Raw genomic sequence first — 12,436 nt, 5'->3', positions numbered from 1 at the left:
ATCCACTCCAGGCTACCGCATCAATTGCATGTCGAATCGCGTTCCCCAGGGCCGCTCACCAGGCGCTGGCGCAAGACCTTGAGGTCGCGTTGGGAAGTCACCCCCAGTTTTTGATATGCCCTGCGCCGATAGGTGACCACCGTCGAAACGGACAGTTGCTTTGCCGCGGCGATGTCCGCTTGCGTTTCGTCCATCATCAGCGCGGCGACGACCTCCGCCTCGCGCATGCTGAGGCCGTAATCCAGCGCGACCAGCCGAGCCGCCAGCGTGGTCTCGTCCCGCGGGCAATCCATGGTGAGCGTTACCCACAGATGCTGGCGGAGCGCAGCAAGGAGCACGGGCGCGCATCGCTCAAGCTGCGTGACGTCGTCAGCGGAGAACGGCGCGCGGCCGGCGCTGCGGTAACCGTTGATGATGAAGCAGGGCCGTCCCGGCGACAGGATCGACACGCGACCGACGACGCCGGCCTGGTCGTAGCAGGCCGTGCGGTAGGCGGGATCGGCGATGTCGCTGGCGCGGCGTCGGACGACCACCGGCGTTCCGGGCAGGGTCCGACTGAGTTGGGCCAGCTGACGATCCGACTGCCAGTAGGTGCGGAGATAGGCCAGCGAAGCCTGCTGCGCGAAGCCGGGCCTGGCCGGCAGTTCGCCATGCGAGAAGATAAGCTCGATCCGCTGACCATTATGTCGCGCGAAGACCGAGCAGAGTTCGACATCCGCGAGGAATGACAGCGCGTCGAGCAGACAGCCCGGAAACGCAGCCGTGCCAATCGCGCTCACCAGATCGCCGAGCAGGCGGCCCGTCAGGGCATCCATTTCGCCGCCAAAGCCGCCCTGAACGGGCGGGCGTCGGTCGCGATGATCAGCGGATGCCAAGCTGAACCTCATGGGGAAAGCAGCCCCTTGCGTTTGCTCCAGTCGATGACAGACCCGATGCAGCGGGCGAGCAGCTCGGGTTGGCCGAGATAATAATGCGTCGCGCCTTCCAGCCGGACATATTCCTTGTCAGGCGTGGCAAGGGCGCCGAAGATCGCCGGGTTGTGGGTCGAGGGAACCGCTTCGTCGGCCGTGTTCTCGATCAGCAGCACGGGGCTCTTGTGAATTTTGGCGGCGTTCAATGGCCCCTTGGCATTGGATTCGTCATAGCTCCACTGGCTCAGCCACGATCGCAGCGTGGTGTAGCGCGCGAGGCCGACCGGCCCGACATTCACCGCGCGTGGATCGCCCATATAGGACCAGCCGACCCGCCGATCGGAAGGATCGACCGCAGGATCGAACCAGCGCACGTCGCACATCGTGCGGTGCACGACGAAGGCGCGCTCCTGCTCGACCCCGCCGGCGGCCTTCAGTTCGGCCAGCTTGGCATGAGCCCAGCGGGTGATGCGGCGATTGCGCTCCACTTGCGCCGCCCGAAACCGCGCCACGAATTCGGGTGAATAGGGCGGCTGGTTGGGGCAATCGGGTGAATAGATATCGAGTTCGGGATCGCGATTGTCAGGGTCCAACTCGTCGATGACCGACGGATCGAGCCATTCGGTCAGCGTTTCCGCGCGCGACAGATGCGCGGCGATGAAGATGACGCCGTCGGCCGGCTGAAGCCCGGCATTGACCAGATCGGCCGGATCGCCCGCCGGGGTATGCGTGATCGTCGGGGTCTCCGCCTGCGCTTGATAGAATAGCGACAGCGAGCCGCCGCCGGACCAGCCGAGCAGCACGACCTTTTCATAACCCAGCGCCTCGCGCGCATGTGCGATCCACTTCCCAAGGTCTATCGCGACCTTTTCCTGGATCAGCGCGGCGTCGTTACGCGGATAGCGGCTCGCGGCGCACAGCACGTCGAGCCCGGCATCGGCGAGCGCGACCGGCATCGGCAGCAGATGCAGCACCGAAGTCGGATGCATGAAGATATAGACGGTGCGTGACGTGGAGTCCGGGCTGCGCATCAGCTGGCCCTCCAGATTCACATGACCGGAGTTGCCGGCAAATCCATAGGTTTCGGTGAACTTGGGATTGTCGGGAAAGGAGAGGATCAGCGGCGTGCGCGTCCACTGCGTCTTGGTTTGGGTAGCGGTCATGCGTCTATCTCGAAACGGGGTCAGGCCGGCATCGCGAGCGGCACTCGCGTCGGATCATATTCGAACAGCCATTCATAGCGTTCGACCACCTTGTCGTGGGCCCATTGTTCGCGGACATAGATCTGCGCGCCCGCCGGGTCGGCAAGGGTGGGGTTGTGGAAGCGCTCGGCATTGGCGTTCGCACCTTCGACCGCGCGCGTGGTACGCGGGATGCGCAGGCGCTGATAGCTGTCGAGCGCTTCCTCGATCGTGTCGAACGCCTCGAACGTCCGCGCCAGAATGCATGCATCCTCCAGCGCCTGGGTGGCGCCCTGCGCGAGGAACGGCAGCGAGGGATGGCAGGCGTCGCCGAGCAGCGCGACACGTCCGTTGACCCATTCCGTCATCGGCGGCCGCGCGATCAGTGCCCATTTGAACGGCTGAGGGATCGCTTCGATATAGGCGTGAACATCCTCGTGCCAGCCGGGATAATCGTCGTGATATTCCTGATTGGTGCCCGCCGAAGTCCAGGATTCAGTCTTCCAGTCCTGCCGCTCGATCACGCTGGTGAAGTTGATCAGCTCGCCGCGGCGGATCGGGTAGTGGATCACATGCCCGCCCGGCCCGATCCAGTTGGTGCCGATCGGGCGAACCAGCCTTTCGGGCAGCAGCTCGGCCGGGATGACGCCGCGCCACGCCACGATGCCGGTGAACTTGGCCGGACCGGCGCCGAACAGCAGCTCGCGCATCTTGGAATGGACGCCGTCCGCGCCGATCACGGCGTCGAACGTCGCGTCCGGCTTGTCATGGAACGACAGCACGACCTTGCCCGCGCGTTGTTCGACCGCGGTGAACCGATGGTCGAGCCGGATCGCGCCGTGCGAAGCGGCTTCGACCGCCTTGACCAGCAACTGGTGAAGGTCGTTGCGGTGCACCGTAATGTAGGGAACGCCATAGCGTGCCTGCGATTCAACGCCGAGGTCGAAGAGCTTCCAGGTGTCGCCGGTGTTCCACAGCCGGATTTCCTTGCCCTCCGGCTCGAAGCAGATGCCGCGCACGGCCGTTTCCAGGCCGAGATCGAACAGCACGCGCATGCCGTTGGGACTGATCTGTAGCCCGGCGCCGACTTCCTGAAGCTGCGCGGCCTGCTCGAACACGGTCACTTCGTGCCCCTTGCGCAGCAGCGCCAGCGCAGCGGTCAATCCCCCGATGCCACCGCCGACGATGCCGATCCCCGGATTTTGCCTCAACTCCGATCCTCTCCATCAATGTCATCATGACGAACGGCATTTGTTATGTTCGTATAAGCCAGGCTGATGCTTTGTCTACCGATTTTGCGACCGGTGCCTGTTGCTTCGGCTCAGATCGCGATCGCGACCGACTTCGTCTCGGTATAAGCCTCGATGCCCTCGCGGCCGTTCTCGCGGCCCCAACCGGATTGCTTGAAGCCGCCGAACGGCAGGGCAGGGTCGAGGCCGCCGCCATTGACCCGCACCGTGCCCGCCTTGAGCTTGCGCGCCAGGCGATGGGCTGCCGAGAGATTGTTGGTCCACAGCACCGCGCCGAGGCCGTAAGCGGTGTCGTTCGCTTCGGCGGCGATGCGCTCGAGATCCGCGTCGGCGAACGACATGGCACAGAGCACCGGGCCGAAGATTTCCTCACGGCGGACGGCCATGTCGGCGCTCGTCCCCGTCAGCACGGCGGGGGATACGAAATAGCCGTCCCCGTCGATCGAGCTGCCACCCGCGCGCAGTGCGGCGCCTGCCTCGACACCCTGTGCGACATAGCCGCGCACGCGGTCGCGCTGCTGCGCCGAGATGACGGGGCCCATCTGGGTTTCGGCGTCGAGGCCGGAGCCGAGCTTGATCGATTCGGCGATGCGCCCGACGCCTTCGACCACTTCGTCGAACAACTGGTCGTGGATGAACAGGCGCGAGCCGGCGTTGCAGACCTGACCGGCATTGGTGAAGATCGCGCGGGCGGCACCTTCGATCGCGCGCGGGACGTCGGCATCGGGCAGGACGATGACCGGCGTCTTTCCGCCGAGTTCCAGCGTCACACGCTTGAAGTTGCCGGCCGCCGCGCGGAGGATCAGCCGGCCGACCTCGGTCGATCCGGTAAAGGTCACCTTGTCCACCCCGGGATGCGCGGTCAGCGCCGCGCCGGCGCTTTCGCCAAAGCCGGTGAGCAAGTTGAAGGCGCCGTCCGGGAAACCGACTTCCGCGATCAGATGGGCGAGCCGCAGCGCGGTGAGCGGGGTTTCCTCGGCTGGCTTCAGGATCACGGCGCAGCCGGCGGCGAGCGCCGGCGCGATCTTTGCCGCCGCCATAGCCATCGGCGCGTTCCACGGCACGATCTGTGCCACCACGCCGACCGGCTCGCGCAGCGTATAGGCGTGCCAGTCGCCCATGCCCGACAGGGCGATCGTCTCACCGGTCAGCTTGGTCGCCCAGCCGGCATTGTAGCGGATCGTCTCGATCGCATGCGCCAGATGGAAATGCCTTGCGTCGCGCAGCGGCATGCCGTTGTCGAGCGTCTCGAGCGCGGCAAGCTCGTCCGCATTCGCCTCCAGCGCATCGGCGAGGCGAAAGAGCAGGCGCGCGCGCGCCGCCGGCTTCATGCCCGCCCAGTCGCTGCTTTCCATCGCGCGCCGCGCCGCCGCGACGGCGAGGTCCACATCGGCTTCGCGCGCTTCGGCCACTTCGGCCAGTTGGTCGCCGGTCGCCGGATTGTGGGTTGCGAAGCGCCGCCCGTCCTGCGGTTCGACCCACTGGCCGCCGATGAACAGCTGATGCCGGCTTGCTGCAAAGGCCAATGCCTTGTCGAGCGATGCGATCCGGGGCCGCTCAAGCGTCGCCGCGTCGTTCATCTTCCTGTTCCTCTCGATCGTCTTCGTTCATTCGTGGACCGGCCACGCTGCCGCGACATGCATCATAACCAACGGCATTATATCTTGTCGAATGATATTTGACATGTCACAACGTGGTTGCCGGATCGCGGGAGCAACAATGCGGAATTCAGGAGAGGGGCCGCTGGTATCGCGCGGCGGGGCGAGGCGGCGCTGATGCAGGACGAGTTCGACTATATCGTCGTCGGCGGCGGATCGGCCGGCTGCGTCTTGGCCAACCGGCTGAGCGAGAGCGGCGCGGACTCGGTTTTGCTGGTCGAAGCCGGGGGACCGGACGATAACTGGCTGTTCCGCATGCCGCTGGGTTTCATGATGAACGCGGCCAACCCGGCCTATGACTGGGGCTATGCCAGCGAGCCGGACGACAAGCTTGCCGGCCGGTCGCTGCCAGTGCCGCGCGGACGCGTGCTGGGCGGCTCGTCGTCGGTCAACGGCATGATCTATATGCGCGGCCATTCGGGCGATTACGACGAATGGCGTCAGCTCGGCGCGGCCGGCTGGAGCTATGCCGACGTCCTTCCCTATTTCCGCCGTATGGAGTCGAGCTGGCGTGGCGGCGACCGCTTCCACGGCGATCAAGGACCGCTTGCCGTCACGCGCGTGCCGGGCGAGCATCTGCTTTCCGATCCCATCCGTCGGTCCGTTCTGGCCGCCGGGTTCGCGGAAAGCGCCGATCTGAGCGGCGAAGCGCAGGAAGGCTTTTCCGAGTGCGAAGTGACCGTCGACTCGCGCGGGCGTCGATCGAGTACGGCGGCGGCCTATCTGCGTCCGGCCATGAAGCGACCGAACCTGACCGTCTGGTCGCATACCCATGTCGGGCGTGTGGCGATCGCCGACGGGCGTGCGACGGGCATCGAATATCGGCGGGACGGCCGCGACGGGACTGCCCACGCGCGCAGGGAAGTGATCCTGAGCGGCGGCGCCTATAATTCGCCGCAGCTGCTGATGCTGTCGGGCATCGGGCCGGGCGATCAGCTGGCGGCGCACGGCATTCCGGTGATTCGCGACGTGCCGGCGGTGGGCCGCAACCTCGCCGAACATCCGCTAGTCTATATGAGCTATGCCGCGCGGGAGCCGACCACCTTCCTGCGCGCCCTGCGGTCGGACCGTGCCGCCTTGTCGGTGCTGCGCTGGGCGCTGACCGGCAAGGGTGCGTTCGCCAGCCAGATCACCAGCGGCGTGCTGATGCTGCGGACCCGGCCCGAACTCGAGCGCCCGGATATCCAGCTGGTCTTCCTGCCGGTCCGGCTGGACGCCAAGATGTGGCATCCCTTTGGACCACAGCAATCGCATGTCCTCTCGGTCATGGTCATGCAGCTTCATCCCGAAAGCCGCGGGCACGTCGCGCTGCGCTCGGCCGATCCGATGGCCGCGCCGCGCATCGACCTCAACCTGCTTTCGACCCCACGCGATTTCGCCGACATTCGCGGCGGGATCGAGGCGGTTCGCAGCATCTTTGCGCAATCGCCACTACGCGACATGGTGACGGACGAACTGGCGCCGGGCGAGGGCGCGGATCTCGACGACTTCATCCGCCGCAATCTGAAGATCACGCAGCATCCGGCCGGGACCTGCCGGATGGGCGACGACGCGGCAGCCGTGGTCGACAGCATGTTGCGCGTGAAAGGCGTCGCGGGGCTGCGCGTTGTCGACGCCTCGGTGATGCCGAGCGTGCCGGGCGCCAACATCAACGCCGCGGTCATCATGGTGGCAGAGCGCGCCTCCGACCTGATCCGCGGGATCGCGCCGCTGCCACGGGACGACTGATGGAACTGCGCTTCACGCAGGAAGAGCGGCTATTCCGAGACGAAGTGCGCGACTATCTGCGCGCGCATATGCCGGAACGCATCCGGCAGGCGGTGCAGGATGAATTGCCGTTGCCGCGCGCGTGGATGGTCGAGGCTCAGCAAATCCTCAATCGCGCCGGCTATGCCGTGCCGCACTGGCCGGTGGAATGGGGCGGCCGCGACTGGACGCCGGTACAGCGCGCGATCCTGACCGAGGAGATCGATCGGAACGCCTGCCCCAAGCCGCTGGCGTTCAACACCGCGCTGGTCGGGCCGGTCATCGCCGCGTTCGGGGACGACGCACAGCGGCGGCGATTCCTGCCGGCGATCGCGAACCTCGACATCTGGTTCTGCCAGGGCTTTTCCGAACCGGGGTCGGGATCGGATCTGGCCAGCCTCAAGACCGCGGCCGTCCGCGAGGGCGACAGCTATCGCATCAACGGCCAGAAAATCTGGACCACCTATGCCCAGCATGCCGACTGGATCTTCTGCCTCGTCCGCACCGATGGCAGCGGCCGCAAGCAGCAGGGAATTTCGTTCGTGCTGATCGACATGGCGACCCCGGGCATTTCGGTTCGCCCGATCCACACCATCGACGGCTATCATCACGTGAACGAGGTGTTCTTCGACGACGTGCGCATCCCGATCGAGAACCTTGTGGGCGAGGAGGGGCGCGGCTGGGACTATGCCAAATATCTGCTGGGCCAGGAACGGACATCGATGGGCAATGTCGGCTTCGTCCGCCGCCGGCTGGATCGCGTTCGCGCGATGGCGACCCAGTCCGGGCTGATCGCTAATCCCGCATTCCGCCGCCGACTGACGCTGGCCGAGGTCGAGCTGAAGGCGCTGGAGGTTACCCAGATGCGGGTCGCGACGGCGGATCGCGGACCGGGGGCAGGCGTGGATCCCACCGTGTCCGTGTTGAAGATCAAGGGTGCCGAACTGCTTCAGGCCGCGGCGGCACTGCTGCTCGAAACCTTGGGACCCGAGGCGCTGACTGCCGGATTCGACGAAGCGCCGGATGCGGCGTTCGACGGGCTGGACCCCCATTCAGCGATGCTGTCGGCCTATTTCAGTTCCCGCAAATATTCGATCTTCGGCGGTTCGGACGAGGTGCAGCGCAACATCCTGGCCAAGGCCGTGCTGGGGCTGGGGGGCGCGGCATGAACTTCGAGTTGGACGAGGGGCAGGCGCTGTTGCGCGAGAGCGTCACGCGCCAGTTCGAGGCGCTGGGACAAGCTCCAGCCGACGCGCAGACATGGCGCGCCTTTCACGATCTGGGCCTGCTTGCGCTGCCATTTGCCGAAGTATGCGGCGGTCTGGAACTGGGCAGCGAAGCGTTGATGCTGGTGATGGAGGCATTTGGCCGAACGCTCGGCCAGGCACCTTATCTTCAAGCGGTTGTTCTTGCCGGCGGCGTGCTCGCCGCGTGTGAAGGCGAGGCGGCAGAGGACGCGCTGGCCAGGTTGATCGCGGGCCAGTCGTGTCCCGCCTTATGCCTGTACGAGCCCGGCAGTCGCTATCGTTGGGACACGCCGAGCACGCGTGCGACGCGCACCGCTAACGGGTGGCGGCTGTCGGGCAGGAAGCTCGCCGTGCCCGATGGCGGCGAGGCCGACCTGCTGATCTGCCCCGCCGCGAGCGAGGACGGCCTGACCCTGTTGCTGGTGCCGGCGGATGCAGCGGGCGTGACGCGGCACATCCGACCCACGCCGGACGGGCGAACCGCCGCAGACATCATGTTCGCCGATGTCGAGTTGACCGTCGCACAGGCGATCGGCGACGTCAGGCGCAACCACGCGGTGCTGGCGGCAGCCATCGATCACGCGATCGTCGCAAGCTGTGCCGAGGCGGTGGGCGCTATGGCGCGGTTGATCGAGATCACCAGGGACTATCTTGCCGGCCGGTCGCAGTTCGGCGTGCCGTTGGGGTCGTTCCAGGCGTTGCAGCACCGCGCTGCCGACATGCTGGTCGCGATGGAGCAGGCCCGCTCGATCACCTTTCATGCCGTTGCGACGCTCGATGCGCCGGCTGCCGAACGGACCTGCGCCGCAGCTGCGGCAAAGGCGCTGGTCAACCGCGCCGCGCGCTTCGTCGGCACGCAGGCGGTGCAACTACACGGCGGCATGGGGCTGGCGAGCGAGTATCCCGCCGGGCGCTATTTCCAGCGTTTGACGGTGATCGAGACGCTGTTCGGCGATACCGATCACATGCTCGCGCTTGTCGAGGCGGGCGGCGACTGGCGCAAGTGAGTGGCGCGGGGGACGATGCCCCCGCGCGCTTAGTCGGCGGCGTCGCGCTGGCGGTTCACCACGTCGAGCAACATGCGCGATGCGGTCACCGATGCCGGCCATGACGCATAGAAGGCGAGGTGAAGCAGCGCCTCGCCCAGTTCCTCCTGCGTCACGCCGTTCTTGAGCGCGAGGGCGAGGTGCGCCTCAAGCTGCTGGTGCCGGTTGGCTGTCATCAGCGCCGCGACCGTCAGCAACGAGCGGTCGCGCTTGGACAAGCCGTCGCGCTCCCACACTTCGCCATAGAGAACGCGGTCGGTCATTTCGACAAAGGCGGGAACGACGCTGGCCAGTTCGTCGCCCTTCGCGGCGCTGGGACGCTTCATGCTTATTCGCTCCCGCGCTTGTAGGTGCCGTGGCCGGGCTTGTAGGTCTTTTCGTCGAGGAACTGGACCATGCCCTTTTCGCGGCCCTTCTCCTTGTCGACGAAGGTCGTCTGGTCGCCCTTGGCCGTCAGATATTCGGCCGCCAGCTCCCAGTTCATCTCGCGCGCATATTTATAGGCCATGCGGGCCTGACGCAGCGTGGTGGGGTTCTTTTCGAGCAGTATCTTCGCCAGCTCGCGCGTGCGGTCCTTCAGCCGGTCGGCCGGCACCGCTTCGTTGACCAGGCCCAGTTCCTTGGCGCGTTTGCCGTCGAACTTCTCGCCGGTCATGACGTAATAGAGCGCCTCACGATCGCCCATCAGCGTCGAGATCGCCTTCGACACCACGCCACCCGGGATGATGCCCCAGTTGATTTCGCTCAGGCCGAACGTCGCAGCCTCGTCGGTGACCGCAAGATCGCAGCAGATCAGCGGGGTGAAGGCGCCGCCGAAGCACCAGCCATTGACCATCGCGATCGTCGGCTTGGCGTAATACATCAGCGTGCGCCACTGCCACGCGCGGGTTTCGCGATAGGCGCGGTGACGCTCGACGTCGCTGACTGCATCGGATGCGCGGAAAAAGCCCTGAAGGTCCATGCCGGCCGAGAACGCCTCGCCCTTGCCCGTCAGCACGATGACGCCGCAGCGATCATCCAGCTCGAGCGCGTCGAGCACCTGGTTCATCTCGCGCGCGAGCTCGATGCTCATGGCATTGCGCTTTTCAGGCCGGTTGAGGTGCACCCAGGCGATGCCATCCTCGAATTCGACCAGCACATTGTTGCCGCCCGGAACGGGCTTGCTCTGCGTTGCTTCCATCGTCTGTTCCATTTCCTGTCCTTGGATCATGCGGCAGTGACGATCAGGGCGTCGAGCGCGATCGCGCCTTCGCCCACGGCCATCACCATCAGCGGGTTGATGTCGATTTCCTCGATGCCGATGCCGGCGCGCATGGCAGCGCCGACCTTGACCACCACGTCGGCCACGGCATCCACGTCGCGCGCCGGCCGGCCGCGGAATTCGCCGAGCAGCTTTGCCCCGCGCAGGTTGCGGATGCGTTCGACCGCGCGGGCGTGTGAGATGTCGGCGGGCAGCAGTTCGGCGGCGTCCAGCGCCTCGATCAGCACGCCGCCCAAGCCGACCATGACCGATGCGCCCCATTCGGGATGGTGCCGGGCGCCGACCACCATCTCCAAGCCCGGCGCCGACATCTGTTCGACCAGCACGCCGTCGATCGGTGCATCGCCGATGTTGCGCATCAGCGAATCCCATCCGGCACGCACCGCCGCCTCGTCGCGCAGGTTCAGCATGACGCCGCCGATGTCGCTCTTGTGGCTGAGCTGCTCGGCCTGCACCTTGAGAACGACGGGGAAGCCGATTTCGGCGGCGGCGGCGACGGCCGCATCGGCGCTGACCACCAATTCGCCATGCGGCACGCGCACGCCGATCTCGCGCAGGAACTGCTTGCCGACATATTCCGGTTTGACGCCCGCCGTCGCCCAGCCGGACAGGGAGCCGGCAGCAGGCGCGCGATCGGCGACGCTGGCCAGCGCGCGGGCATAACGCCGCGCGGCGCCGAACGCGCGCATCGCTCGCTCGGGCGAACGGAACAGCGGGGTTTCGCTGTCGCGCATCGCCGCCAGGAAATCGGGATCGAGCGTCGAGCTATCCCCGGTGATCGCCACGACCACCGGCTTGTCCGAGGCGAGCGCTTCGGGAATGATCGCCTCGGCCTTGGCGCGCTGTTGCGACGGGCCGCCGCCCGCCATCGGCAGCAGCACGCCGCCGACGGCCGGATCGGCGAGCATGGCGGCGGTCGACAGGCCGAAAATGTCCGCCTTGGCAAAGCCGGTGGTGCCGACATCCAGCGGGTTGTCGATCTCCATGCCGGCGGGCAGCAGCGCGGCGAGGCGCTCGAGCGTCTGGGGGCTCACCTGAGCGATCGGCAGGCCGATATCCTCGGCAAAGTCGAACGCCGTGCCGCGCAGCGCGCCCGAGTTCGTGACAACCCCGAGTTCGCCCGTCACCGGCCGCGGAAAACGGTGGAGGATCGCAACGGTGTCGAACAATTCGTCCATTGTGTCGACCATCACGACCGCTTCATTCTCGACCGCGACGCGCATCAACGCATAGTCGCCGACCATCGCGCCGGTGTGCGACTGCGCCGCTTCCTGGCCGCGCTTGCTGCGCCCCGGGTGCAGCACGACGACCGGGATGCCGGCTTCCCGCGCGCGGCGGGCGGCGGCGAGAAAGGCGAGGGGGTCGCGGATCTGTTCGATATACAGGGCGATGGCGGCCGCCTGACCGTCGGTCACGATCTGGTCGATCATGTCGGCGGCGCGGACCACGGCTTCGTTCCCGGTTGCCGCCTGCAACGCGACGGCGATACCGCGCCCCTGCATCGCCGCGCGGATGCTGGAGGCCATCGCGCCGCTCTGCGCGACCACTGCGACGCTGCGGCGGGTGCCGAGCGGCTGAGGGTGCGCCGGTTCGAACGTCAGCGCCATGCCGCCGGCATAGTTGACATAGCCCATGCAGTTCGGGCCCATCAGCGCCATGCCTGCCGCGCGGCAGATGGCGGCGATTTCATCCTGGTCGCGGCGGCCTTCATCCCCCGCTTCGGCAAAGCCCGAGGCGAAGACAATGATGCCGCCCACGCCCTTGCGCGCTGCCGCCTGGACGGCCGGCAGGATCGCCGCGCGCGGCACGTTGAGGACCAGCGCATCGACGCCGTCCGGCAAGGCATCGACCGAGGTGACGCAAGGCCGCCCGCCAATCTCGCTGCGCGTCGGGCTGATGAGGTGCAGATCGCCGGCAAAGCCGAATCGCTCGCAATTGGCGAGGATGACGCCGCCCATCGTTGCACCGTCCGGAGACGCGCCGGCAATCGCGATCGAGCGCGGCTGAAGCAGCCGTGACAAGCCGAGCCGCGGCGTTTCAGCCCGTTCGCGCCCACCCTCGTCCAGGCGTACCTCGATGCTCTGCGACAACGTCACCCTCCCGCTCGACCTATATCAGCTTGCCTGCTATCTTGGC

The 12,436-nt window shown here is 66.6% G+C and carries 10 protein-coding genes; 3 read left to right on the top strand and 7 right to left on the bottom strand.

Translation table 11 applies throughout. The annotated features are described in order from the left end of the window. Positions 1–20: 20 nt before the first annotated feature. The 4 genes from BFL28_RS17950 to BFL28_RS17935 all read right to left on the bottom strand — a co-directional run bounded on the left by BFL28_RS17950 (position 21) and on the right by BFL28_RS17935 (position 4,922). On the bottom strand, positions 21–875 hold the full coding sequence (locus BFL28_RS17950) for a helix-turn-helix transcriptional regulator (RefSeq protein ID WP_158011683.1): 855 nt from the start codon (positions 873–875) through the stop codon (positions 21–23). An 8-nt stretch (positions 876–883) separates the two neighbouring features. Beyond that, entirely contained in the window at positions 884–2,074 is a 1,191-nt protein-coding gene (locus tag BFL28_RS17945) for an alpha/beta hydrolase family protein (RefSeq protein WP_069321883.1), read from the bottom strand. 20 nt (positions 2,075–2,094) lie between these two features. After that, positions 2,095–3,303 carry an FAD-dependent monooxygenase gene (locus BFL28_RS17940; RefSeq protein WP_069321882.1) on the bottom strand — a complete coding sequence of 403 codons (1,209 nt, stop codon included), beginning with the start codon at positions 3,301–3,303 and terminating at the stop codon, positions 2,095–2,097. Between the two features lie 110 nt (positions 3,304–3,413). Further along, positions 3,414–4,922 carry an aldehyde dehydrogenase family protein gene (locus BFL28_RS17935; protein ID WP_069321881.1) on the bottom strand — a complete coding sequence of 503 codons (1,509 nt, stop codon included), beginning with the start codon at positions 4,920–4,922 and terminating at the stop codon, positions 3,414–3,416. Between the two features lie 195 nt (positions 4,923–5,117). On the opposite strand from BFL28_RS17935, the gene BFL28_RS17930 reads away from it, so the two are divergent. From BFL28_RS17930 to BFL28_RS17920, 3 genes are read left to right on the top strand one after another with little or no spacing between them, the layout of a single operon-like run. Continuing rightward, entirely contained in the window at positions 5,118–6,728 is a 1,611-nt protein-coding gene (locus BFL28_RS17930) for a GMC family oxidoreductase (RefSeq protein WP_069321880.1), read from the top strand. Next, positions 6,728–7,915: an acyl-CoA dehydrogenase family protein gene (locus BFL28_RS17925; RefSeq protein ID WP_069321879.1), complete on the top strand. Its 1,188-nt coding sequence runs from the start codon at positions 6,728–6,730 to the stop codon at positions 7,913–7,915. Before BFL28_RS17930 ends, BFL28_RS17925 begins: the two co-directional genes overlap by 1 nt. Beyond that, on the top strand, positions 7,912–9,000 hold the full coding sequence (locus tag BFL28_RS17920) for an acyl-CoA dehydrogenase family protein (RefSeq protein WP_069321878.1): 1,089 nt from the start codon (positions 7,912–7,914) through the stop codon (positions 8,998–9,000). Before BFL28_RS17925 ends, BFL28_RS17920 begins: the two co-directional genes overlap by 4 nt. 29 nt (positions 9,001–9,029) lie before the next feature. Here BFL28_RS17920 and BFL28_RS17915 read toward each other — a convergent pair whose 3' ends face one another. From BFL28_RS17915 to BFL28_RS17905, 3 genes are read right to left on the bottom strand one after another with little or no spacing between them, the layout of a single operon-like run. Continuing rightward, entirely contained in the window at positions 9,030–9,365 is a 336-nt protein-coding gene (locus tag BFL28_RS17915) for a carboxymuconolactone decarboxylase family protein (RefSeq protein WP_069321877.1), read from the bottom strand. 2 nt (positions 9,366–9,367) lie between these two features. Beyond that, positions 9,368–10,231: a p-hydroxycinnamoyl CoA hydratase/lyase gene (locus tag BFL28_RS17910; RefSeq protein ID WP_069321952.1), complete on the bottom strand. Its 864-nt coding sequence runs from the start codon at positions 10,229–10,231 to the stop codon at positions 9,368–9,370. A gap of 14 nt (positions 10,232–10,245) precedes the next feature. Beyond that, the gene (locus tag BFL28_RS17905; protein ID WP_206599147.1) at positions 10,246–12,390 is read right to left on the bottom strand and encodes an acetate--CoA ligase family protein; all 2,145 of its coding nucleotides are present in this window, start codon (positions 12,388–12,390) and stop codon (positions 10,246–10,248) included. Positions 12,391–12,436 lie beyond the last annotated feature (46 nt).

This window comes from Sphingomonas turrisvirgatae (assembly GCF_001721295.1).
Lineage (GTDB): Bacteria > Pseudomonadota > Alphaproteobacteria > Sphingomonadales > Sphingomonadaceae > Sphingomonas > Sphingomonas turrisvirgatae.
Note: the sequence above shows the minus strand (reverse complement) of the source record. Positions and strands in the feature narration are given on the sequence as shown.